General features: G+C 39.4%; 19 protein-coding genes. 12 read left to right on the forward strand and 7 right to left on the reverse strand.

Annotated features, from left to right (window positions below; all coding sequences use genetic code 11):
* Positions 1-3: 3 nt before the first annotated feature.
* The 4 genes from V7K50_RS08255 to V7K50_RS08270 form a co-directional block, all read right to left on the reverse strand.
* Positions 4-645 carry a type I restriction endonuclease subunit R gene (locus V7K50_RS08255; protein WP_334958948.1) on the reverse strand — a complete coding sequence of 214 codons (642 nt, stop codon included), beginning with the start codon at positions 643-645 and terminating at the stop codon, positions 4-6.
* A 3-nt stretch (positions 646-648) separates the two neighbouring features.
* On the reverse strand, positions 649-1551 hold the full coding sequence (locus V7K50_RS08260) for an ROK family protein (RefSeq protein WP_334958950.1): 903 nt from the start codon (positions 1549-1551) through the stop codon (positions 649-651).
* Positions 1552-1707: 156 nt separating this feature from the next.
* A complete protein-coding gene (locus tag V7K50_RS08265) occupies positions 1708-1902 on the reverse strand; it encodes a hypothetical protein (protein WP_334958952.1) in 195 nt (64 codons plus the stop codon).
* Between the two features lie 80 nt (positions 1903-1982).
* Positions 1983-2879: an ABC transporter permease gene (locus V7K50_RS08270; protein ID WP_334958954.1), complete on the reverse strand. Its 897-nt coding sequence runs from the start codon at positions 2877-2879 to the stop codon at positions 1983-1985.
* Between the two features lie 2235 nt (positions 2880-5114).
* On the opposite strand from V7K50_RS08270, the gene V7K50_RS08275 reads away from it, so the two are divergent.
* From V7K50_RS08275 to V7K50_RS08285, 3 genes are all read left to right on the forward strand, one after another.
* Positions 5115-6242: a response regulator gene (locus tag V7K50_RS08275; RefSeq protein ID WP_334958956.1), complete on the forward strand. Its 1128-nt coding sequence runs from the start codon at positions 5115-5117 to the stop codon at positions 6240-6242.
* Positions 6243-6893: 651 nt separating this feature from the next.
* Positions 6894-8888, forward strand: a complete 1995-nt coding sequence (locus V7K50_RS08280) for a serine/threonine phosphatase (RefSeq protein WP_334958958.1) — start codon at positions 6894-6896, stop codon at positions 8886-8888.
* Between the two features lie 215 nt (positions 8889-9103).
* Complete coding sequence (locus V7K50_RS08285) at positions 9104-10381, forward strand: protein kinase domain-containing protein (RefSeq protein WP_334958960.1); 1278 nt, start codon at positions 9104-9106, stop codon at positions 10379-10381.
* A gap of 51 nt (positions 10382-10432) precedes the next feature.
* Here the strand turns inward: V7K50_RS08285 and V7K50_RS08290 are convergent, their stop codons facing one another.
* Complete coding sequence (locus V7K50_RS08290) at positions 10433-10651, reverse strand: DUF4327 family protein (protein ID WP_334958962.1); 219 nt, start codon at positions 10649-10651, stop codon at positions 10433-10435.
* Between the two features lie 1276 nt (positions 10652-11927).
* Between V7K50_RS08290 and V7K50_RS08295 the strand changes: the two genes are divergently transcribed.
* From V7K50_RS08295 to V7K50_RS08335, 9 genes are all read left to right on the forward strand, one after another.
* Positions 11928-12338: a tetratricopeptide repeat protein gene (locus tag V7K50_RS08295; protein ID WP_334958964.1), complete on the forward strand. Its 411-nt coding sequence runs from the start codon at positions 11928-11930 to the stop codon at positions 12336-12338.
* Positions 12339-12434: 96 nt separating this feature from the next.
* Positions 12435-13454 (forward strand): ketoacyl-ACP synthase III, encoded by a 1020-nt coding sequence (locus V7K50_RS08300; protein WP_334958966.1) that lies wholly within the window; start codon positions 12435-12437, stop codon positions 13452-13454.
* Between the two features lie 16 nt (positions 13455-13470).
* Complete coding sequence (locus tag V7K50_RS08305; RefSeq protein ID WP_334958968.1) at positions 13471-13695, forward strand: acyl carrier protein; 225 nt, start codon at positions 13471-13473, stop codon at positions 13693-13695.
* A gap of 7 nt (positions 13696-13702) precedes the next feature.
* Complete coding sequence (locus tag V7K50_RS08310) at positions 13703-14776, forward strand: ketoacyl-ACP synthase III (protein WP_334958970.1); 1074 nt, start codon at positions 13703-13705, stop codon at positions 14774-14776.
* Positions 14773-15537, forward strand: a complete 765-nt coding sequence (locus V7K50_RS08315; RefSeq protein WP_334958972.1) for an SDR family NAD(P)-dependent oxidoreductase — start codon at positions 14773-14775, stop codon at positions 15535-15537. Before V7K50_RS08310 ends, V7K50_RS08315 begins: the two co-directional genes overlap by 4 nt.
* A gap of 28 nt (positions 15538-15565) precedes the next feature.
* On the forward strand, positions 15566-16669 hold the full coding sequence (locus V7K50_RS08320; RefSeq protein ID WP_334958974.1) for an aromatic ring-hydroxylating oxygenase subunit alpha: 1104 nt from the start codon (positions 15566-15568) through the stop codon (positions 16667-16669).
* 4 nt (positions 16670-16673) lie between these two features.
* Positions 16674-17318 (forward strand): acetyltransferase, encoded by a 645-nt coding sequence (locus V7K50_RS08325; RefSeq protein WP_334958975.1) that lies wholly within the window; start codon positions 16674-16676, stop codon positions 17316-17318.
* Between the two features lie 570 nt (positions 17319-17888).
* Positions 17889-19082: a DegT/DnrJ/EryC1/StrS family aminotransferase gene (locus V7K50_RS08330; protein WP_334958977.1), complete on the forward strand. Its 1194-nt coding sequence runs from the start codon at positions 17889-17891 to the stop codon at positions 19080-19082.
* 23 nt (positions 19083-19105) lie between these two features.
* A complete protein-coding gene (locus tag V7K50_RS08335) occupies positions 19106-23125 on the forward strand; it encodes a glycosyltransferase (protein WP_334958979.1) in 4020 nt (1339 codons plus the stop codon).
* Here V7K50_RS08335 and V7K50_RS08340 read toward each other — a convergent pair.
* Together V7K50_RS08340 and V7K50_RS08345 are read right to left on the reverse strand one after the other, a co-directional pair.
* The gene (locus V7K50_RS08340) at positions 23122-23457 is read right to left on the reverse strand and encodes a XisI protein (RefSeq protein WP_334958981.1); all 336 of its coding nucleotides are present in this window, start codon (positions 23455-23457) and stop codon (positions 23122-23124) included. The genes V7K50_RS08335 and V7K50_RS08340 overlap by 4 nt on opposite strands.
* Positions 23445-23864: a XisH family protein gene (locus V7K50_RS08345; RefSeq protein ID WP_334958983.1), complete on the reverse strand. Its 420-nt coding sequence runs from the start codon at positions 23862-23864 to the stop codon at positions 23445-23447. Before V7K50_RS08345 ends, V7K50_RS08340 begins: the two co-directional genes overlap by 13 nt.
* Positions 23865-24080: the final 216 nt, after the last annotated feature.

Here is a 24080-nt window from a genome sequence, read left to right on the forward strand (position 1 = left end):
TCCCTAGTTCTCAGAGGGTAAAAGCACAATTAATTCTCCAAGGCGCTTCAATATACTGAGTACTTGGTGTAGTTCTGAATCACGTTCAATTGATAGCGCATAAGATCGGGCATACCAAGAATGTTCTTGTTGAATCAATTTGACAAAAACAAATTCCCTACCATTGATTAGTAAACCAAAAGTCGGTTGTGTAGGATTTGGACAATCAAGCATATAAGCAAGTGCTTTAGGTAGGGCTATCATCACATCAAATTTACTGCTTTTAGATTCGATGACAAGTACCCAAAAACGTTTTTGGATGACAAGAACATCAATATTTCCTTTAACGAGAAAGCTTTCGTCTTTAGCAGAAATCTCCACAGAAGTCTCGGTTTCAATCTCAAAAGGAGGTTGATAAAACCCCGCTAAATCGAGTAAAGGAGACAGTACTACCATCTTTACCGCCTCTTCTGACATTAGACGGTGCTTATTCAAGTTTAAATAGTTGCTTTTGACTCGCGCCATCGCTTCCTGTTCACCATCAGTCAGAGTTGGTAAATTTTCAGTCCATTCTGGAAAGAAATTAATGTCTGTGGCAAGTTGCAAACCAAATTTTTCTTCTAATTCGTAAAGACTTATATCTCTCGCTGGGATTGTTTGAACCATAATCTAACATTCCGAATAGTGTTGCCATGCCAACTTTGCTGCACCCACTATCCCTGCAAAATTGCCTAACTCGGCTGGCAATATTTGTAAACCTGCTCGTGATAAAGGCTGCACTCGCTTCTCAATTTCTGCCTTCACACCTGGTAAGAAAAACTCAAAGCTGCCACTGATACCGCCACCAATCACGATCGCTTGCGGTGTGAGTACATAAATCAAACTCGTCAAACCAATCCCCAAATAAGTACCATATTCTTGCCAAAAAGTCAATGCTGCGGCATCTCCTTGTTGGGCAAGAAAACCCAATTCCACGGGTTCCTTGAGAGTGCGGCGGCGAATTGCAGTCGCACAGGCATATTGTTCCAAAGAGCCTTGATTGCCACTATTACAAATTGGGCCATCAGGATTTAATGAAATTAAACCCAATTCCCCGGCGGCTCCTTGATGTCCAACAAATAGTTTGCCATCAAGGATAATTGCGCCACCAACCCCAGTACCTAAAGTTAGCAGAATCAGATTTTGAAAATGGCGACCGGCTCCCAGCCAAGCTTCTCCCAAAAGAGCGCAATTAGCATCGTTAGCGATCGCAGTGGGTTTGCCAGTTTTAGCTTCTAACCAGTCTGCTAAAGGTACATCGAGCCATCCAGGTAAGTTAATGGCGATTTTGGCAATGCGTCCTGCGGCATCAGATGGGCCAGGAGTACCAACACCAATAGCAACAGCTTGATTATCTGGATCAATTTGAGCGATCGCCTCTACCATCACCGCCAGCACCGCCTCCGGTGTCGTCGGTTGGGGAGATGCCACAGTCAAAGATAAGAGACAAGTACCATCAGCTGCAAAGCGCCCCAGCTTAATCGCTGTTCCCCCCACATCAATGCCAATTACTTGAATTTTGTCATTTGTCATTTGTCATTGGGCACTTGTACTGAGTTTCGACTACGCTCAACTACCGCGCAGTCGTTGGCGCAGCCTCTCCAAGAGTTGTATGGGGCATTGGTAATTGGTGAACAGTTATCACCCATTCTCTATCATCGAGTTTAAAATCAACAATTCGTCAGGGTTTTAGGATTTTGCACGAAAAAATTCTGAGTTTTCCGTCTTATTGGGTGTGAGTCGTAAATCAGCAACAGTCGTGGTACGAAAACTTGATCGCTCCTGCCAAGCTGTAATGGGCGCACCTCGTAAAATACCAGCAAGAGCAACGGAAAGGATAAACCCGCCAGTAGCGGCAGCAATTAACGTTAGATTATCTTTCATACAAATCTCTCTATTGTTTATTTGTTATTTGTCATTTGTCCTTTGTCTAAAACTAATGACCAATTACCAATGACCAATGACTACTTTTGGATTCTATTTTCTCTCCGTAATCGGGGATTGACAAATTCATTTAACCCCTCACCAAGTAGTGATAACCCTACTACCATAAATGTCATCGTTAAACCAGGGAAAAGCGTAGTCCACCAAATGCCAGTAGGTAGAGCTTCTAAGGCTTGTTTTAAATCATGTCCCCATTCTGCCACTTCTTCGGGAAGTCCTAACCCCAAAAAGCCCAAACCGCCCAACACCAAAATCGCATCAGCAGCGTTGAGTGTGAAGAGGACGGGTACGCTTTGAATAACGTTGAAAAACAGATAACGAGAAAGCACAACCCAAGTGGAAGCGCCCATTGCTTGAGCAGCTTCGATGAACACTTCAGTTTTCACGCTGACAGTGTGGTTGCGAACAACGCGGTAATATTGGGGAATGTAGGCAATGCTAATAGCGATCGCTGCATTTAATATTCCACGCCCCACCACAAAGGCCAGTGTCACAGACAGCAGTAGCCCCGGTAGAGTGTAGATGCTATCCATAATAAACAGCAACACTTTATCCAACTTACCGCCGAGATAACCACTCAGCATCCCCAAAGGCACACCGATAATCATACTCAGCGCCGTTGCTAAAATCACTACCTGCAAAGCAGCTTGAGCGCCGAACAATGTCCGGGAAAACACATCATAACCCAGACGACTAGTACCAAACCAATGTTTAGCTGAGGGTGGCTCGTGAATTGGATTAGAGAGAAAATCTTTGGGGTTTTGCAGCCATCCCCAAGCCTGCAATACGGGAGCGAAAAATGCCAGGAAGATGAAAAATAGGGTAATGGCTAACCCGATGAGCATGAGTTTTTGGGAAAGATTGAGACTGTTGCCAAACTGTAAAAATGTCGGTAGCCGCCGTTTTGTAATGGCCATAAAGCGATCGCCTGGAGCAAAGCTTGATACGCTGACTATTTTACATATTAGATAGGCGATTGCGTAAACATCCTGAATAAAAGTCCGACTGCTTCACGGTAGATACAAAGCTAGACTGAGCTAGAGGTGAAATTATGCCTTGAAGTAATTGCTATTGGTAAAGTTAGGTCTATTATTAGTAGAAAACCAGATATGCTGATTTCACGGCTACTAGAAACTGAGCAAAGTACAAGCGATCATCATTAAGATGTATCGGCTCAATAAGTAGGGGTAGCAGAGCAAAAGAAGTGAAGCGAGGTACACACAGTGTCATAAAATAGGACAGATGACGCAAAAGCTTATTCCCTTTGCTTGGTCATGGATGCCAGAATAACTCACTACCCCGAAGTATTGAGCGGATAGATAAATTCTTTGCGTCTTTTGGCTATATGTATCTTATGGGTTAAAATAATTAGTACTTGGTAATGACTCCCTCTACAAGACGCTGCGCTATTATCTTTTACTGTATGTTTTTAGCCTTCCCGGACATCCAAAAAAATAAATATTTATGAAAATTGTCTGGAAGATGATGTTGATTAGTTTTCATGTTTACTTTACTGATTTATCATGAAGTTTATATATTTCTGCTAACTTTTTTTGAAAATTATAGTAACCTGAATTTTAGTGAGTACTTTACTTGTTATCTACCATCTAGCTTAAAGTAGCTATTTTGCAGGTATGTACTACTAATCAAGAATTTCGCTGTAAGTTCTTGAATTTGTCGCCTCAAATTGTGCAGGGTGACTATTTAGTTAGCCCCACATAACATTAGAAACAGTTTCCAGTACTTATGAAGAGATTTCCTTCTGCTGAACTGGTCGTCTGTGTATCTCACCACACACCATTCTGACGACAATTATCAGCTAACTCATCCTTGGCCGGAGGTTTACCGAACAGAATTCAGGAGTTAGGAGTCAGAAGTCAGTTGGATTTTTGTATGACTGGCGGATAGCGAAGCGTTAGCGAGTCATCCCCCTTAGCGCTAGCCTCTCCCTTTATGAGAAGGGGAGACGCTTTAGCGCAACGAACGTCTGAATAATGGGGTTTAAGACCCCCCACCAAATTGAAAATTTGGTGGGGCAACAATTCAGTCGCGGGTCTGAATCCCTTACTGTTAGCAAGTCCGCGTACCTTACAGAGAAGCAAGCTACGCGTAGCTTCTCGTAGAGAGGATTCTGACCAGAGCAACGGAAATGTCTCCGGCTCCGCTCCTGAATTCAGGATAGCTGAATTCTTCTTCAACTCATATTGTTCAAGTGATAATTTTGCCCAATCCCAACACTAAGAGTTGCTCTAGATTCAATACGGTTCATTTAACGTTTTAATCTTTTGAAGATTTCCCCAACCCAGGCCAGTCACTCACGGGGGAAACCCCCAGAGGCTCTCTACCAGACGCTAGACGAAGGGAGAATACCTGCTGGCTCCCCTTAAAAAGGCTTGCTTATAACCCTCTTTTACCCGCTTAAAAAGTGTGTCACCAGAGGTGGGGGGATCTTAACCTTAATTAACCGAACCATATTGGCTCTACAATCACAAACCTAAGTAAGACATTCAGCTTTTTGAATGCTTAGTTTTTAATCATACTTTTTCTCTTGATGAAGTTTCCCTCAAGAATAAACTTCTTAGAAAAGTACTCGACGACTTTCGTCACGGCTACAAAAACATAGTTAGTTAGCGCAGAATTAATGCCTAAAAGCCTTGCTGGTGAGCTATTAACATCTACATTACAGGAGATTTTGGTGGCTCCAGACTTCAACATTATCGGCAAAAAACTTTTGCAAGAGAACTAAAGTATCTGCAATTTTAGGCGGCAAAATACGTATAACAATGATGCTTTTGTGACTGATGGGCGAGAGCCAATGGTCTATGCGTCGCACTTGAGTTACTGTTAGATTGTCTAGATTAGCGAAAGATACAGAAAACCAATCTAATTTTTGAAATACTATATCCTGGCAACTAGTCGGGCAATTTTGCTATTGGTAAATAGCATGAATTGGTTTAGTTGTAACTCGTGGATTGTAGTTTAACAGAGATTGGTGAATTAAGAGTTGGGGGGTGTGGAATCTCTGTACTAACTCAAATGTGACCGCTATATTTATCTAACAGTGCTTCCAACAAAGTCGCGGTGAATTCCGAAAAGGTAATTCACTAATTTTGCTTGCAAACAAATATTAATTTTATTCCAGAGCGATCGCAATGAAGACACTTCCAATTAGTAGATACAGATTTTTTCAAAAGCTCCAGCCCCTATCTTTGTTGAAAAAAATCACTGGTAAGTCTGTTACTGGTTGTTTGCAGGTGTTTAGCACGTCCGGCTCTTGGTCAATATATATGGACGAGGGTAAACTAATTTATGCCTGCTACTCAGAGAAAATGTTCGAGCCGCTTTACAGAAATTTGCAACGCTTGAGTCAGCAAATTTCTACTCTCCCTAACGGAATCAAAGAACAGTTGCGGGCAATATTTGAAACTGGTATTGAAAATCAGGCAATACCGAACCCAGATTATCTGGCTATTTGTTGGTTAGTAAATCAGAAATATATCAGTCCTTCTCAAGCAGCGATATTGATAGAGCAATTGGCGTTAGAAGTTCTGGAGTCATTTCTGAACTTAGAAGAGGGGAGTTATGAATTTATTCCTGAAAGCTTTCTGGATGATATGCCAAAGTTTTGTCATCTAAATGTCCGCTTACTAGTTGAAAGATGTCAAATGCCTCAAGGTGTTGGCGTTCGCGTTAGCGTCTCTGAAAGAGAAGCCTCTCGTAGAGAAGCGGCTTATCGTCAGACATCGCCAAGTTCTCAATCGCATCCCTCGCAATTGTTCCAAATAAATGAGCTACAACCTAAAACCAAAACTACACCAAAGCTGCCTAGTACAAATGGCTATAAACCAGCAGCCTACCCTATTAATACTAATGATCATAGAGGTCAGCGAATCATTCAACCGCCTGCTGACAAAAAAATCTACACAATCTTTTGTATTGATGACAATCCCACGATGTTGAATGCTATTAAAAGTTATTTAGATGAGCAAACATTTTCTGTTATTGGAGTCACTGATTCTTTAAAAGCCTTAATGCAGATTGTTCGCATAAAACCTGACATAATTTTGTTGGATATTTCGATGCCTAATTTAGATGGATATGAACTCTGCTCTTTGCTACGGAAACACTCCTATTTTAAAAATACACCTGTGATTATGGTGTCAGAAAAAGTAGGATTTATAGATAGGGCTAAAGCTAAGATGGTTAGAGCATCAGGCTATTTAACTAAGCCTTTTACACAAGGAGATTTACTAAAAGTTATCTTTCAACATATTGTTTAATTGATTTATATAAAAAACAACTCAACTTAACCAACATATTATTTTGGAGGTTTTAGGTTGAGTATTACTTGGATCGCTACTATTCTAGTTATAGAAGATTGTCTGAGTTAATTGAAATTAATTAGTCGCTATAAATAATCTGAGAAAAAAGCCAAATGCGATTGTTACTGATGTCCTAAAAATCAGACAACTCATCGCTTGTGGGCAAAAAAGCAAGGTGCTGATGCCTACATAATTAAGCCATATACGCCTGAGCAGCTATCATACTTGGCATAAACTAACAATCAAGGCAAAACAAAACTTCACGGAGTCCTAAAGGACTCAGCCAGCCTTCTCCCTTTGGGAGACACAAGCGCGAACATCCCTTGCCTGAAGTACGGAATACGGCGCTATGAGCCTGTTCCTCAAGGGTTTTCGGCATATTCCTTATAATTTTTCTTACCCTACTACTCCCTACTCCCTATTTATAAGGAATTAGCTGCCAATATATTAAATATTGATCTAATATGCGTCACAATTAATACTGCCACCAAAATTCATTGATAAACTACAATCTCTTGTAGGTCTACTGTAGTCAGGGGCAGCCAATTGTGGCACCTTGGATCTTAGTGGCTAGAAGCACCTTGGAACGGGAATAAAGGAACTTCCACTATGCTGATTTGCCCTCAGTGTAAATTTGAAAACCCCAATAGCAACAAATTCTGTCAAAAATGTGGCACGTCCCTGACTCACAAAGTCTGTCCTGAATGCAGTACCGATGATGTGCCTGTGAATGCACTAAGTTGTCATAACTGTGGCACGGAATGTGGAACAGTGTTTTGGGCAATTATTGCCAAGGATACGACTGAGGAAACTGTGGGAGATGTGGGAGTAGAGGGAGATGAGGGGGATGAGGGAGATGAGGGAGCAATATCTTCCTTATCTCCTTTACCCCTTAGTTCTCAGATTGCATTAGGCTCCTATTTAGACTCCCAAGAGCGCTATCAATTGTTAGATCCGCTACCTGCTCAAACAGAAACTGCAATCGTTACTGATGTAGGTGTGAGAGTTTTAGACTGCCAGCCGTATCAAATATCACCCATTGACGCAATACTAGCAAGTCAGCAATCAGACTTGCTAACGCCATCAGTGGAAGAAAGTGGAATTCCTCGCCTTGCTAAACTTTATATTGCCTTACAATCCGAAGGTCAACGAGAGATACCGCCGATTCACGATGCATGGCAGCAGGGTGATATGCAGGTAGTAATAATCGAAGACCGTTCAAATTGGCAGCATTTACTCGAACTGTGGCAAGAAGAAACAACTAGTTCGTTAAAAATTTTACACTGGTGTTATGAAATGACCCAACTTTGGGCATTACTGGAACCAATAAATTGTCGTCAAAGCCTTTTAGATTTGTCGAATTTGCGATTGGATGAAGACCAAACACTGGCGTTACAAAGGTTGTATGTAGAATCATCGAATTCTCAGCCTGCCACTGAGTCGCCAGAAGATGCCCAAGTCCAAATATCTGTTATTCCAGAGGAGCCGTTAACTATTCAAGCTTTGGGCCGGGTTTGGCAAGGGCTATTTAGACAGTCTCAACGCACTCAATTTGGCTCTGTAGTCCAGATGTTGGGGGATTTAGAGGTAGGTAAAATTGAGACGATCGCCCAATTGCGATCGCGTTTGGAGGAAATCTCTATTGAACTAGAAGCGCTAGTAACCGCAACTTTGCCCCCAATAAAGGAGATAAACACTGCTGTGCCCATTATCCCGCAATCAGATGAGCCAGAAGATATCATTAGTTTTGCTAATGATATGCCAACTGTTGTGCTAGCTATGCAGTTAAGTAGCTTGGAAGATGCAGGACGCACAGATGTAGGACGTCAACGTCATCATAACGAAGACTATTTAGGCATTGAAACCAAAATCCATAAACTGGAGTTGCCCAAAAGTCGAGTCTTGGAAGGGCATGGTTTGTATATTCTCTGTGATGGGATGGGTGGACACGCTGGCGGCGAAATCGCCAGCGAGTTAGCAGTCAACACCCTACGGCAATACTTTCAAGAACACTGGATTGCCAACCAATTGCCAACAGAAGAGAGCATTCGTGAAGGAGTGTATTTAGCTAATGAGGCGATTTACAAGCTCAATCAACAAGATGCTCGTTCTGGAGTGGGGCGTATGGGTACAACTTTGGTAATGCTGTTAATTCAAGATACTCAAGCAGCAGTTGCTCATGTGGGAGATAGCCGTCTCTATCGCGTGACGCGCAAGCAGGGATTAGAACAAGTCACAGTAGATCACGAAGTTGGGCAACGGGAAATTAACCGAGGAGTGGAAGCAAGCATCGCTTACGCCCGCCCAGATGCCTACCAACTCACCCAAGCCTTGGGGCCTCGTGATGAAAACTCCATTGATCCCGATGTCGGCTTTTTCGACATCAATGAAGATACCCTTCTGCTGTTGGCATCGGATGGTCTATCAGATAATGATTTACTTGAAACCCATTGGCAGACTCACTTAGAACCCTTACTTAGTTCTGGCGCTAACTTAGAACGGGGTGTTGCAGATTTAATTGATTTGGCGAACCAACACAATGGTCATGACAACATTACTGGTATACTAATTCGGGCAAAAGTACGCCCAAATCTGGAAAGTTGAAAATTTAGGGACTGGGGACTGGGGACTGGGGACTGGGGACTGGGGACTGGGAACTGGGGACTGGGGACTGGGGACTGGGGACTGGGGACTGGGAACTGGGAACTGGGAACTGGGAAATAATTTTCTACTCTCTAATGCCCAATCCCTAATGCCCAATCCCTAATGCCCAATCCCTAATCCTTAATCCCTAATCCATTTACCTTGTAGGTTGTATTGTGGTTAGTCTGACCCTGTTAGAACCGCAGCAGAAAACGCCCCTCCAGCAGTGGTGCTTTGAGAACTCCTCCATAATTCGGATTGGTCGAGCGGCAGATAATCACGTTGTTTTAACTGATAGTTTAGTTTCGCGGCATCATCTAGAACTGAGACAAGTCGGTTCCGCTAACAATGGCGATACTTGGCGGCTGATTAGTCAGGGTACAAATGGGACTTTTCTCAACGGTATCCTTGTAATTCAGAGTCCTTTACCAGATAATTCTCTTTTGCAATTGGCACAGGGAGGCCCAATACTGCAATTCCAAATTCAGGATGTAACAGCACTGGAAACTGGCTTGCAACAAATACAAGGGACAGAAGAAAACGCTGCCGAAACAGTCTACTCAGCCCAAAATAGAGCAAATTTATCCTCCGCTTGCACCCACGAAGGCAACTCCCCGAACAATCTGTTTTGCATCCACTGTGGTCAACCTCTCTCAGTGCAACAGAAGATTCGCCATTATCAGGTGTTACAAACTCTCGGACAAGGAGGTATGGGTACTACTTATCTCGCTTGGGATGCGACTGGTCAGATTGTGGGTATCTCACAACTGCTGGTTTTAAAGCAAATGAATGCTGATATGGTGAGAATTGCCAAAGCTCAAGAGTTATTTGAGCGAGAGGCGTACACTCTCAAATCCCTTAACCATCCTGGAATTCCCAAGTATTACGACTTCTTTGTAGAAGGCGGGAAAAAATACTTGGCAATGGAACTAATCCACGGACAAGATTTAGAGAAACGTATTTTTACCACTGGGCCAGTGACACCAAATCAAGCGATCGCTTGGATGATCCAAACCTGCGATATTTTAGACTATCTTCATAGCCAAAGTCCTCCACTGATTCACCGCGATATTAAACCCGCCAATTTAATGGTGCGAGGTTCAGTAAATCGCATAGTGGTGCTGGATTTTGGCGCAGTTAAGGAAATTGGCACAGCGCCCGGTACTCGAATTGGTGCAGAAGGTTACTGCGCTCCTGAACAAGAGCGGGGACAACCTTTGACTCAATCTGATTTATATGCAATTGGGCCAACGCTGATTTTTCTGCTCACAGGCGAAAACCCCTTCAAGTATTATCGCCAACGAGGGCGAAACTTCAGGTTTGATGTGGCAAAAGTTCCGACTATTAGTTCCCAATTAAGAGATGTGATTGATCGCGTTACAGAACCATTGCCACGCGATCGCTATCAAACTGCAAAGGAATTAGCTGCGGCGTTATCTGCTTGCAAAGTTTAAAGAGTGGGGGGTAGGCAATGTTGAAATTCCCTATTCCCTATTCCCTACTCCCTATTGCTCATCCCAAGTTTCTACAGCTAGCAATTCGCTAACTGGGTCTTGCATACTAAAGCCAAAATCGAGCAGTTCCTGTTTCCAGTGCTGCCAGTCATTACCGTAGAGCAAAGCGATTTTCCAGATGCTATCGCTTGGCTTGATAATGTTCGATTCTATGAGTGATTGCACGTTACGCTGCAATTTCACCATTGGGTGAATCACTTTTTGAGTCATAACCTCGATTGAATTCTGATTTTGTTGGTAAATGCTTAATTAAAACTGCTTACCATTCTGCAATTGTTGCCGGCCCGTAGAGTGGTGTAATTTGGTAAAGCTAGTCTTAACTTTTTAACTATACCATAACAAACTCTACTAGGTTACTTGTAAATTGGGTTTTGTACGGTAATTACCACCACAAAACCTTAATTCTACCAAGCAGTCCTTAAACTTTTTGCAGAAGTTAGGCAAATGTTAAGGACAAAGGTTTAAGGGATGCTTCTGTTTCCCCTTTTCCCTTTAACCTTTCCCGTCTTCTTTGTCTTCTTAACCTTTATACTTTCTACACAAGAGTGCAACAGTACCTTTTGGAAGATATCTGTTGTGAACGCTGGGCAGAATAAATTAGTCGTCTGGTAAGTTGCACAAAGTAATATGACTGAGGACGACTGGGAAAATTCTATTTGTTGGAATCACAAAAAATGTGTGTGCTTGTGGAAGAACCCGTAAGACACGGGTTAGGTTGAATGACAGGGAAATTTGCACTTGAGTAGAAATATCTACTGTCTTTGTTTATTTAAACGCTATTTAGAATATCGCAAACATCTGGCATTAGGCAGATTAATTGCAAATCTTTATATAATTTTAACATTTTACGCGATGTGCAACTTAATTCTTGAAACCCCACTTCCATTCCTTTCCCCCACAGGGCTATCCATTACCCGGATCTTTCTTAACATTTGCGATAGTATTGACTCAGGTTTTTATAACCCTGATTCCTTCGTTGTTCATTCTCAATAAAAACGCAGTTTTAGCGAGAAGAATAAAAGCGAATTTGTCAAGTATGCCTAAATTGCCAGTGTCTAAAACGGTTATAGAACATGGGTTTCAAGATTGTAAAGAAAGATGTGGGTAACGCATAGCCCACAGGGAGAGAGGCTTTGATTCTTACTCCCCAACGCTAGTAGGGAAGGGGTTGGGGGTTAGGTTTGAGAGAAAGTTGCACACGGCGTTATTTTGCTCAAAGAACTAAGACCTAAAGGGTTGCCCTGTTTAGTTGCAGGAGAGGGTTTTGCCTTGAAGTATAGGAGCGATGCCTAGGTTGGTAAACTACGCATAGCAAAATTCTCGGTGCAGCATCGTTTAGCATAAACTTCTCTCGTATTCAGAGTCAGCATTTGAAGTTTGTGTAAAAAATTTTTAGCGAAGATGTTAGTTTCTATTTGCAAGTGGGTAACCTCAGAGCAGGAGGCTTGCTGATACCTAAGTATTTACCTCAGCAAGTATGTGAGGTATGGCTGGTTCAGACGAAGAATACCTAATTTCCCGCAAAAAGCAGATTGAGCGGCGGCAAAAGATTGTCATGATCGTGTCGATGTTCTCGTTTTTTGGTTCTACGGTATTTGCAGTTATTCCAGCAATCCAACAGGCTAATCAACCTAAGCCAGCAATTGCATCTCCTTCTGCTGAGTCAGGATTACAGCAACAGGCGCGGGGCTACGAACTGGTTTTACAACGGGAACCAGAAAACCAACTTGCTTTAGAGAAACTGTCTGTGCTGCGGTTGCAATTGAAGGATGCTAAGGGTGCGATCGCACTTTTGGAGAAGCTGGTGAAGTTGCACCCTGATCGGCAGGATTATAAGACTGTGTTGGAGCAAGTGAAGAAGCAAGAGGGGAATGGACAGGTAAATGGCGATCGCTAAGTGGTTAATTAGTTCGCCTTAACACTAAGATGAAATTATTTAAACTCTCGACTTGTCCATGAATAATCGTTAATTCGATATTTCTCTAATAAAAATATGTCTCGCTCTCGAATAGTTGATATTGCATCATATCTGCCCAAACAAGTTTTACATAATGATGATTTAACCAAAATTTATCCAGGTTGGTCTTCTGAAAAGATTTATCAAAAAACAGGAATTATTGAAAGACGTATTGCGGTAGATGATGAAACTGCTGCTGACTTGGCTTTTAAGGCAGCCCGTAATTTATTTGAAAAAAATACTGTTACTCCTGGGGATATCGACTTTATTATTCTCTGTACTCAAACACCAGATTACTTTTTACCTACCACCGCCTGTTTACTCCAATATCGTCTGGGAATTCCTAACAGTGCCGGAGCCTTTGATATTAACCTTGGCTGTTCTGGTTTTGTTTATGGCTTATCTGTTGCAAAAGGACTCATCGAAACCGGATCTGCTCGTAGAGTTCTTTTCCTGACGGCAGATACCTACTCAAAATTCATTCATCCTATGGATAAGAGTGTACGCACCTTATTTGGCGACGGGGCAACAGCCACCTTAATTGAAGCATCGGACGAAACAGATGAAGAATTTATCGGACCTTTCGTATTTGGAACTGATGGCAATGGAGCCAATAACATAATCGTAAAAACAGGTGGTTTCCGTTCTGCACGATCTGAAGATACGGCAAAGGAAGAAGTTGATGATTCTGGTAATGTGAGGTCACAAGACAATCTATATATGAATGGTTCTGAAGTGATAGCATTTACACTTTCTTCAGTGCCAAAAGCGATAAATGATTTGCTAAAAAAATGCGGTAGAGCCTTAGATGATTTGGACTATATTGTTTTGCATCAGGCTAATCAGTTTATCCTTGATGCTTTACGAAAAAAGCTCAATTTACCTGAAGAAAAGTTTCCAATCTTTGTAGAAACGTGCGGAAATACAGTATCATCGAGCATACCCCTTACCCTGGAGTCAATGCTTAATAAATCTTGTTTAAAACGAGGAAATAGATTATTGCTATTAGGGTTTGGAGTTGGGTATTCTTGGGCTGCAACGGTAGTTAAATTTTGATTTTTAGGAGTTAATTATGCAAGCTTTTTACGAAGGTCTAGCCGAAATACTTGAGATCGATGTCAACGAAGTTTCTCCAAGTCTTGACCTAACTCGAATGGACTGGGATTCACTTGCATTTATTTCTACAATTGCGTTAGTCGATGACTGCTTTAATGTGATGCTGAATGGAGACTCTCTTGCCGCTTCTCAGACAGTGGGAGATATTGAAAAACTCATCTCCCAAAAGCAAAAAGGATAATTTCTATATGAGTGTCATCAACACACCAGTTGGCAAGCAACTTAGAACAAAAGGGGGTCGTATAGCTGGAGTGGTAGCTTGTCTGCCAACTCGTCAAATTTCTAATGACTATTTTGCAGAACAGTTTGGTGCAGATACTGTTAAAGAAGTAGTTAAGATGATTGGTGTTGAGAATCGACGTTGGGTAGATGAAGGAGTTTCAACAGCAGACCTTTGTTACCAAGCAGCAGAACGTCTTTTAAGCGGTTTAGACTGGCAAAGAGAATCTATTGATGCTTTGATCTTCGTATCTCAAACACCAGATTATCGTCTACCTGCCACTGCTTGTTCACTTCATGGTCGTCTTGAACTTCAGCCTTCGTGTTTAGCCTTTGATATTAATCTTGGCTGTTCAGCTTATCCCTATGCTTTATGGCTGGGCTTAAATATGATTCAAACAGGGGCTGCTAAACGTGTTCTTCTGGCAGTTGGTGACACCAGCAGTAAGTGCATAAATCCCTCTGATCGGTCTACTGCCATGCTATTTGGAGATGCGGCAACTGTTACTGCGTTAGAGTATTCTGAGAATTCTTCAAATGAGGCTTTTTTTATACTTGGCACTGATGGAAAGGGATCTCACAACTTAATTATTCCTCGTGGTGCATCTAAAGATTATTCTCTTACAAACGATCCAAGACTAGAAGGTAAAGACCCAAGTTGTCTTTACATGGATGGTACTGAAATATTTACCTTTACTATGCAAGTAGTTCCTCCCTTGATATCATCGACGTTTGAATTTTCAGGACAGAAAGCAGAAGATTTTGATACCTTTCTGTTTCATCAGGCTAATTTATTTATGCTCAAACACTTGATTAAAAAGACAAAATTGCCAATGGATCGGATTCCCATCAACATAAATAAATTCGGGAACACCAGTAGTGCCTCTATCCCATTACTCATGACTGATAATCTCGGTTCATTATTACAAGAAAAATCTATCCGTTTGGCAATGTTTGCTTTCGGTGTAGGTTATTCTTGGGGTTCTACTGTACTTACCGTTGGTCCACTTGATGTTGTTGAGATGATTGACTTTCAGCTATGAGTATATTTGCTACCGATGCACTAAAAGGAAAAGTTTTTCTGGTTACAGGAGCTTCATCTGGTCTTGGAAAAGTAGCGGCGATCATGATTGCTGAATGTGGTGGGCAAGTGTTGGTTTCTGGTCGCAACGAATCTAGGTTGGCAGCTTGTATTGAAGCTATGAAAGGAACTAATCATGTAGCTTTGCCTTTTGAGTTGTCTAATGCTGATGAGGTGGCTGATTGGGTGAAGTCTATTGCTGTAAAATACGGTTCGCTATCGGGCATATTTCATTCAGCAGGATTAGGATTAGTTCTACCAGCAAGAATGATCAAACAATCTCATTTAGAAAGTCTCCTTCAGAGTAGTTTGTTTGCAGCATTTGGTATCGCTCGTGCTTCATCTTCCAAAGGTGTAATAACTGATGGTGGATCAATTGTGTTTATGTCTTCTGTCATCGGTTCTAGAGGTCAGCTAGGTATGACTGCTTACTCTGCCGTCAAGTCAGGAATCGATGGTATGGTTCGCTCACTTGCTTGTGAGTTAGCACCGCGTAAAATTCGGGCTAATTCCATTTTGGCTGGAGCAATAGAAACAGAAATGATCGCTGAGTGGAGAGCAATCAGTGCTACAGCAGCAATTTTGGAACTTCAAGATAGACATTTACTAGGATTTGGAAAGCCTGAAGATGTAGCAAATACAGTCCTATTTTTACTCTCTGATGCCTCACGATGGATTACTGGGACAAACTTAGTAATTGACGGTGGGTATATGGTGCGCTAGTAGAACAGTTATATAGTGATAAAAAAGTATGCAATCTTATATACATCCTTCTTTCTACAGAAGTAAGGATATTTTTAAACAAGAGCAGACTAACATTTTTCATAGTCTTTGGCAGTTTGTCGGATTCACTTTAGATTTAAAAAACCATAATGACTATATTTGTACAGAAGTAGGTGGTAAGTCGGTCATAATTCAAAACTTTCATGGTGAGTTGAAAGCATTTCATAATGTTTGCTCCCACCGATTGAGTCGTATTCGCCAATCTAGTCATGGAAATGAACCTCTCAAATGTCCATATCATGGGTGGGTTTACGATAGTCATGGCATTCCTGTAGCTATTCCATGTAAGTCTGAGTTTAGTGATCTAGATGATTCTGCTCTTCAATTATTGAGACTTGAGCAATGGTTAGTAGAGATATGCGGCTCTCTAGTTTTTGTAAAGAGGTACGATGACAAAAAAACACTCAGAGAATATTTGCAAGAAGAAATTTTTAATACTTTAGAAAATATTTCAAAAGCATTTGGTCAAAAAAATGACTGTTACGAAGTAAGTATTAAAGCTAATTGGAAGGTTGTAGTAGAAAACTCATTAGAAGACTATCATGTTAAACAAATTCATCCACAAAGTTTAGGTAAGCTTTTTATACCTGAATGCAATTATTCTTTCTCAAATCTTCATTCTATAGGAACTCTAGTTCATAAGAATCAGAGTAAAAAAATGGAAACACTAGAGTCTATTTTTTCAAACAGACCTTATAAATTAGATAAATATTACCATTATTTACTTTTTCCTAACTTAATGTTAGCAACGACACAGGGACTATCATTTAGTATTCAATCAGTTTATGCTACCAGCCCTAATGAAACTAAGTTCAAAAGCCACTTATTTTTAAGTAAATTGGATAACAATACTAATGAGGCTTCTAGATCGCAACAGGCAATAATTGAAGTTTTATCTAAGTCAATTAGAGAGTTTAATAATAAAGTTCTTAGTGAAGATTGGGTAATATGTGAACAGGTTCAACTAGGAATTTCTGAGAGTGAGAAATATGGAATTCTTAGTATTCGAGAAAAGCGAATACAAGAATTTCAAAAAGCATATATTTCTCTAATGAACAAAAAGTTGGATTAAAAAAATGAAACGTCTACTCATAGTTGGTGCTGGTGGATTTGGACGAGAAGTTCTTTTATGGGCTTCAGATGTCTCTAAACATCAGTCGGAATGGTCTGTAGCTGGATTCCTTTGTGATGATTTAAATGCCTTAGATAATTATGATTATGACATACCGATTGTAGGGGGTATACAAGATTACATTCCTAGTAACGAAGATTTACTAGTAATGGCCATAGCAGATACTCGTAACAAACTAGATTTAGCAAAAAAGCTTGAGGAACGTGGTGCAAAGTTTATAACCTTAATCCATCCAACAGTGATAGTAGCTAAAAATGCCAATATCGGTAGAGGATGTGTCTTTTGTCCATTTTCTAGTGTCTCTTGTGACACAAGTGTTGGTAACTTTGTGACAGTTAACACCAGAAGTGGTATAGGTCATGACAGTAAAATTGATGATGGGTGTACTTTGAGTAGTCATGTTGATTTAGGAGGTTATGTTGAGCTTGGAAGAGGTGTTTTTATTGGTAGTAGTGCTAACTTACTACCAAAAACAAAAATAGGTGATTTTGCAACTATTGGAGCAGGTAGTGTTGTTTTAAGGTCTGTAAAATCGGGAGTGACTGTGTTTGGTGTTCCAGCAAAAACTATCTTGCAAAAAAATGAATAAAAGCATTTATTCCGAGTAATTTAATATGGAATTATAAAGCTTCCATATATCATGTTCCTTCTCGATTATGGTTTTGGTTTCGAGAAATAGATAATATTCAAATGTCTGTTATTAAAAATTTATTAACTGAAACAGAGGGATTTTATTTCAAAGAGGGGTTCGGGAATTACTGGGGAGTAATGAACAAATGATTAAGCGCAAACAAAATTCAGTGATTAGCTATATTTAAATGATAGTTTTTGCAGAGTTATGGGTAGCCTAATGACTAGGAGGGTTGCTGAAGTTTTAAAGCAACAATTTTTGTAATATGGCAAGTGCAGGGAATGATTATTTAGTCAAGCCCAGTAAGCAGGTTGAACGACGGAAAAGAGTTGTAACATATATTTCCATCGTATCTTTTGGTGGATCAATGCTATTAAATAAGTAATATTTAAGTTAAAGATTAATATTAGCAATTATAATATCTCATATATTACGACCTTTTAAATACAAAAAACTTAAATTAAAAAATTATCATTGATTATTTTGTTTATCATTCCTACAAATTTACCCAAAGCATGAGAGAAAAAGATGCTTCAGATAAAACAACACTTAAATGAATTAGCATTATTTGGCGGAACACCAACATTCCCTGAAAAATTATATGTTGGCCGTCCCAATATTGGAAACCGCGAACACTTATTAGCTCGTATCAATGACATATTAGATAGAAAATGGCTAACTAATAATGGTATCTATGTACAGGAATTTGAGCAAAGCATTGCTGAGTTTGTCGGAGTAAAGCATTGTATTGCTACTTGTAATGCAACAGTGGCATTAGAAATAGCCATTCGCGCTGTCGGGTTAAAAGGTGAAGTTATTGTCCCTTCTTTCACCTTTATTGCTACTCCACACGCCCTACAATGGCAAGAAATTACACCTGTTTTTTGTGATATTGATCCTCAAACCCATAATATAGATCCAAACAAAATAGTTCAAAGCATTACCCCGCACACCACTGGTATTCTTGGTGTTCATTTGTGGGGTCGTCCTTGCAATGTGGAAGCTTTAAGTGAAATCGCTCATACTTATAATTTAAAATTAATGTTTGATGCGGCTCATGCTTTCGGCTGTTCACATCAAGGACGTATGATTGGTACTTTTGGAGATGCCGAAGTTTTTAGCTTCCACGCTACTAAGTTTTTGAATACATTTGAAGGTGGGGCAATTGTTACAAACAGTGATGAACTAGCAGAAAAAATTCGCTTGATGACAAATTTTGGTTTTGCTGGTATGGATAAAGTTATCTATATTGGTACAAATGGCAAGATGACTGAAGTATCAGCAGCAATGGGATTAACTTCTTTAGAAAGTATTGATAACTTCATTGAAATTAATTATCGTAACTACAAATGGTATCAACAAGAGCTTGCTGATATTCCAGGTATTTATTTACTGAAATATAACGAAAATGAAAAATGTAACTATCAATATATCGTTTTAGAGATTGAAGAATCTGAAACTCAAATAAGCAGAGACAAATTGCTCCAAATACTTCATGCTGAGAATGTGATAGCTCGGCGCTATTTTTATCCTGGTTGTCATCGTATGGAACCTTATAATTCGTATTTCCCCTATGCAAGATTGCTACTAACTGAAACTGAAAGATTATCTGATAAAGTTTTACTCTTGCCTACAGGAAGTTCAAGTAATAAAGAGCAAATTAGAATAATAGCTCAAATTATTAGGATTGCCATCATGGAAGCTAAAAATATTTTTCCGTAAATAAATCTATAGAAACTAATGTCATGAATCAGAACACTAGAAAAGATAAATTAAATTTTGTGATATTTTCTCTGCCATTTCAAGCTCATATTGGTGGAGCTATTGCTCTTTATAATCTCGCTAGAATTATTGATGAAGCTGGATTTTCATGTAAAATATTTGATATGAATGGGCTAAATTTACCTAATATTATATTTGAGAAATATGCAACAGAAGGCGATGTCAATGAAAATACAGTTGTTGTATATCCAGAAATTATAGTTGGCAATCCTTTAAAGGCAAAGTATGTAGTTAGATGGATTCTTTGCGAAATTGGTATTCATTGTCCTTCTGATATATATACTACTTGGGGAAAGTACGATTTTGTTTATCATTACGGTACATATAATTCTCGAAAAGATGTAAAGGATTATAATCTTATTTGCCCTCTATACACAAGTCCAGCATTAAAAGATCATGGCAAATTAAGAGATGGATATTGTCATATTATCAGAAAAGGTCATAAATTTCACAAGTCCTTAAAATATATTCATCCATCCGATTCTCTCTTTTTGGATGATAATTTATCTCAAGAAATTCTGATTGAGATATTTAATAGAAAAGAATATCTCATTTCTTATGATCCATATTCATATATTTGTGCAATGGCAGCTTTATGTGGATGTATTCCTATCATAGTGCCGATTGCAGGAACTACAAAAGAGGAATGGTTTAAAAGTTTATCTACTTCAGTAATTTTAGAAGAATCTGGTGAATGCGAACTAAAGGGAATTGCTTATGGACTAGAAGAAGTAGAATATGCGCGAAATACATTGCAGGAATTACGATATCAACAAGAAATCCAGATTAAATATGGTAAAGAATCTGTCCATCGTTTTATAAATGATATGACTAAGATATTTTCGGCCAATTTAGAATTGGATATATCACCTAGAAATAAGAATATTTTACAAGTTAAAGACGTATTTATAACTAGTCAATCTCAAGATAGTACTCAAACAAAACCTAAGCGAATACAGCATAATTCAACACATCTAGTTAGTATTTGTATTCCTACTTACAATGGTGAAGCATTTATTGCAGAAGCTATTAATAGTGTTTTATGCCAAACCTATCCAAATATAGAAATTATCTTATCTGATGACAATTCTACTGATAGAACACTTGAGATTGCTGAATCATTTAACCAAAAATTATCTTCTGATTTTTCAATTCTTGAGCATAGCCAATATGGACTAGCTCAAAATTGGAACTTTTGTATTTCTCAAGCCAAAGGTAAATATATAAAATTTTTATTTCAAGATGATTTACTAGAGCCAACTGCTATTGAAGAAATGGTTAATTTGGCTGAAGAAGATGAAGAGATAGGTTTGGTTTTTTCGCCACGAACACTCTTCACTAATACTGGCGATACCGTTTATGATTCAAAATTTTTAATGCATCATGAAGCTAAAGATGTACACAAAGCTTGGTCAACATTAAAGCCAATTCAATCAGGACAGCAACTTTTGCTAGATCCAAATATACTTGACAATCCAATTAATAAAATTGGAGAGCCAAGCACAGTCCTCATTAGAAAAGACGTTTTTGAAAAAGTAGGATTATTTAATCCTGAGTTTTGTCAACTCGTAGATTTGGAAATGTGGCTCAGAATTATGAGCCAATATAAAGTTGGTTTTGTTGACGAAGTTTTATCTCACTTTAGAATCCACCCACAACAACAAACTCGTCGAAATACTGCTTTAAAGGATGCTATTTTATTAGATTACCAAAAACTGTTTCAGACAATTTACAGCGATACACGATATCCTGAAGCAACCAGGCAACAAGCTCTTTATAGATACGCAGCTTTGAGCGAACAAAATGCAGAATTGCATCAGTTGCGAAAACAAATAGCAGAAGAATGTCTGAACATTTCAGATGAGCAGATAACAGATATGTATGTGGGTCTGCTAGGTAAAACACATAAGATGTTAGTGAATAGTAGCATCAAATATGAAAGTCTGACTGATGAAGAACAGATTTTTGTTAATGATATCGTTAAAAGTATATCTCAAGGTTTTAATCAGCCAAAAGCAATTCAACATTTACTAGCAGCTATGCTGTATTACCGTGCTGACCAGTTACCATTACAGCATGACCTATCTCGCATACCCAGTTGGTTAATTAAGGACTATTTACAATTCCTATTTTCTTCCCCAGTCCACTTTCAAGAACCCGGTGACGCAGATAATTACTATTATTATATGCGGGGATCGATTGATTATTTACACACATCGATATTACAAAATCCTGATTCTCAGTTGTGGGATGAAATAGTTAGTAATTTTGTGTCAATTGCTAATTTTATTCCACTATATTTTAATGAGCATAATCTTAAAGATATCTATATTAAACGTGGAGAAATTATAGACTTTTTGCTAAAACTTAAGGGTTATGAGGTTGATTACGACTTTGCTGATAGACTTATAAGTAGAAAAAAAATTCGCTTGGGTGTCCTAGCAGCACATTTTCTACCTGGTTCTGAAACATTTGCTTATCTTCCTATTTATGAGTATATCACTAGAGATTTTGAAGTAATTTTGTACTCTCTTAATCAAACTGGTCATCAACTAGAGCAATATTGCCAAAGCTGTGCAAACTCTTTTAGACTACTACCACAAGATTTAACAGAACAGGTAAATATTATTCGTGCTGATGATCTTGATATATTATTCATTGCTACCAATGTGACGGCAGTAACCAATCAAATCTGCTTCTTATCAATGCATCGGTTAGCTAGAATACAAGTCACAAGTGGTGGCTCTGTGGTAACAACCGGAATGCGGCATATAGATTATTACATTTCTGGTACGCTAACCGATCCATCGGCAACGGCACAACAGCAATATCAAGAAAAGTTGGTGAAACTGGAAGGAACTGCTCATTGCTTTAGTTATGGTAATGCAGAAGAAAATGTAACTGTCAAAGTTGATCGAGAAAGTTTGGGTATATCTGAAGAAACAGTTATTTTTATCTCTGGTGCTAACTTCTTTAAAATCATTCCTGAACTAATTAATACGTGGGCAAAAATCATTTCTGAAGTTCCCAGTTCGGTTTTAGTGCTTCTGCCATTTGGCCCGAATTGGTCAAATAGTTATCCTAAAAAAGCTTTTGTTAATCACTTAAATAAAGTATTTTCAAAGTATGGAATACCAGCAAAGCAACTGATAGTCTTAGATCCTCAGCCAGTGCCAAACCGTGAAGAAGTTAAAGAATACTTCAAAATTGCCGATGTTTATCTAGATTCTTTTCCATTTGCTGGAACAACTTCTTTGATAGAACCACTACAGGTTAATTTACCAGTAATTGCTAGACGGGGAACTAGTTTTCGCTCTGCAATGGGGGCTGCAATGGTGCAAGCATTAGATGTACCTGACTTAGTTGCGGATAGTGAAGATTCTTATATACAGTTAGCGATCGCACTTGGCAATAATCCTGAATTACGCCAACAAAAGAGCGTCCAAATCAAAGAAAAAATGCAAGGTAATCCTAGTTTTCTAGATAGTCGCTCTTACTCAACGAAGATAGGTAGCCTCTTTCAAGAACTATTTAGTAAATATCTTGCAGATACTCTGAGTCAAAATTTCCGCTTAGGAGACATTAGCCTAGTTATTTTCCCAGACTGGTCACAGCCAGAAGAACTACTATATCAAGATTTAGCAAGTGTCATTTCTACTCTCACTACTCACCCAGATAAAAGTCGCTTAACTCTCCTGATAGATACTTACAATATTTCTGACGAAGAAGCCGATATGCTTTTATCGTCTTTGACCATGAATTTGCTTATGGAAGATGATGTAGATATAACTGAGGGGCCAGAAATTTCTCTGCTAGGGAAAATGAGTCATACACAATGGAAAACTCTTTTGCCTAGAATTAATACTCGAATTGCTTTAGCAACAGATAATCAATCTGCGATCGCACAAGCGAAAGCAGAAAAACTTCCATCCTGCGATGTAGATAGCTTGAGCGCATCTAAATTAGAGATGACGCCTCTCTAACCCACTGCATATTCTGTAAACTTCCTCATGAAAGGAGACTGAAACCCTAACACAATGTCCTCTTTGGGAACTCCCATAGTAACTAAATTTGCTGCAATATCATCTTCTGTACCATTCCACTGAAGCCAAATTTTTTCACCCTTAATATCAATATGGATGATGCAGCTATGTACCCAATCTTGACCTTCCCAGCCTACATGGACTACCTGGTAATGGTCACGTTCTATATCAAAAATATTCTCAACGTCTATATTACCATCAGAGGGTTTTTGCTCACTATATTCCTGTAATATCTGCTGTACAATCTGGCGATAGTGGGCTAGTTTATCCATTTGAAAATAACCTCTTGCTCTACATCATAAATAATCATTTTGACTTGATTCTCTCCAATCATGGCTTGGGGGAAATCAAGTTGAAAAAATGTTTTATAAGTTGTCAAAGGTACTGCTAAATACAAAATACGCTCTGGCTGTCGTCGCCTTAATGCGCCTCTATAGTTGATAAACTGTCCCAATGCTGTATGAAATTCTGAGATTGCAGATGATTTCTCCAAAAAACTTTTAACTTCAACAGCAATTTTTTCTCCTTCCCGTTCTGCCGCAATGAGTTTTTCAGCCGCTAAATCAATAGAGACATTCACACCACCCACGCTAATTGAGAGCGGGTCATGAGTAATCTGCCAACCATCCTTCTGCAAAGCTTTTTTGACAACTTCATGAAAGACATCTTTAGCAGACATAAATATCTACAATAGTATTTCTTGTTTTTATATTACCTCTTACAGCAATTTTCAGGTAAATAGACCACGCGGTAGGGGCACAGCACTGGGAGCATGTCAACATAGAGCCAGGGCGAATAGAATGATGCCTCCGGCACGCCTGCCGTAGATGCCCAAAGGGCTGTAGGGCGAACGCGTCTACACAAACAAAGTCCACCTCCGTGGACTAATACGAAA

This window comes from Nostoc sp. (genome assembly GCF_036917135.1).
GTDB lineage: Bacteria > Cyanobacteriota > Cyanobacteriia > Cyanobacteriales > Nostocaceae > Nostoc.

Coding starts and splice junctions, on each gene's coding strand:
- V7K50_RS08255 (WP_334958948.1), bottom strand. CDS start 645: ATGGTTCAAACAATCCCAGCGAGAGATATAAGTCTTTACGAATTAGAA.
- V7K50_RS08260 (WP_334958950.1), bottom strand. CDS start 1,551: ATGACAAATGACAAAATTCAAGTAATTGGCATTGATGTGGGGGGAACA.
- V7K50_RS08265 (WP_334958952.1), bottom strand. CDS start 1,902: ATGAAAGATAATCTAACGTTAATTGCTGCCGCTACTGGCGGGTTTATC.
- V7K50_RS08270 (WP_334958954.1), bottom strand. CDS start 2,879: ATGGCCATTACAAAACGGCGGCTACCGACATTTTTACAGTTTGGCAAC.
- V7K50_RS08275 (WP_334958956.1), top strand. CDS start 5,115: ATGAAGACACTTCCAATTAGTAGATACAGATTTTTTCAAAAGCTCCAG.
- V7K50_RS08280 (WP_334958958.1), top strand. CDS start 6,894: ATGCTGATTTGCCCTCAGTGTAAATTTGAAAACCCCAATAGCAACAAA.
- V7K50_RS08290 (WP_334958962.1), bottom strand. CDS start 10,651: ATGACTCAAAAAGTGATTCACCCAATGGTGAAATTGCAGCGTAACGTG.
- V7K50_RS08295 (WP_334958964.1), top strand. CDS start 11,928: ATGGCTGGTTCAGACGAAGAATACCTAATTTCCCGCAAAAAGCAGATT.
- V7K50_RS08300 (WP_334958966.1), top strand. CDS start 12,435: ATGTCTCGCTCTCGAATAGTTGATATTGCATCATATCTGCCCAAACAA.
- V7K50_RS08305 (WP_334958968.1), top strand. CDS start 13,471: ATGCAAGCTTTTTACGAAGGTCTAGCCGAAATACTTGAGATCGATGTC.
- V7K50_RS08310 (WP_334958970.1), top strand. CDS start 13,703: ATGAGTGTCATCAACACACCAGTTGGCAAGCAACTTAGAACAAAAGGG.
- V7K50_RS08315 (WP_334958972.1), top strand. CDS start 14,773: ATGAGTATATTTGCTACCGATGCACTAAAAGGAAAAGTTTTTCTGGTT.
- V7K50_RS08320 (WP_334958974.1), top strand. CDS start 15,566: ATGCAATCTTATATACATCCTTCTTTCTACAGAAGTAAGGATATTTTT.
- V7K50_RS08325 (WP_334958975.1), top strand. CDS start 16,674: ATGAAACGTCTACTCATAGTTGGTGCTGGTGGATTTGGACGAGAAGTT.
- V7K50_RS08330 (WP_334958977.1), top strand. CDS start 17,889: ATGCTTCAGATAAAACAACACTTAAATGAATTAGCATTATTTGGCGGA.
- V7K50_RS08335 (WP_334958979.1), top strand. CDS start 19,106: ATGAATCAGAACACTAGAAAAGATAAATTAAATTTTGTGATATTTTCT.
- V7K50_RS08340 (WP_334958981.1), bottom strand. CDS start 23,457: ATGGATAAACTAGCCCACTATCGCCAGATTGTACAGCAGATATTACAG.
- V7K50_RS08345 (WP_334958983.1), bottom strand. CDS start 23,864: ATGTCTGCTAAAGATGTCTTTCATGAAGTTGTCAAAAAAGCTTTGCAG.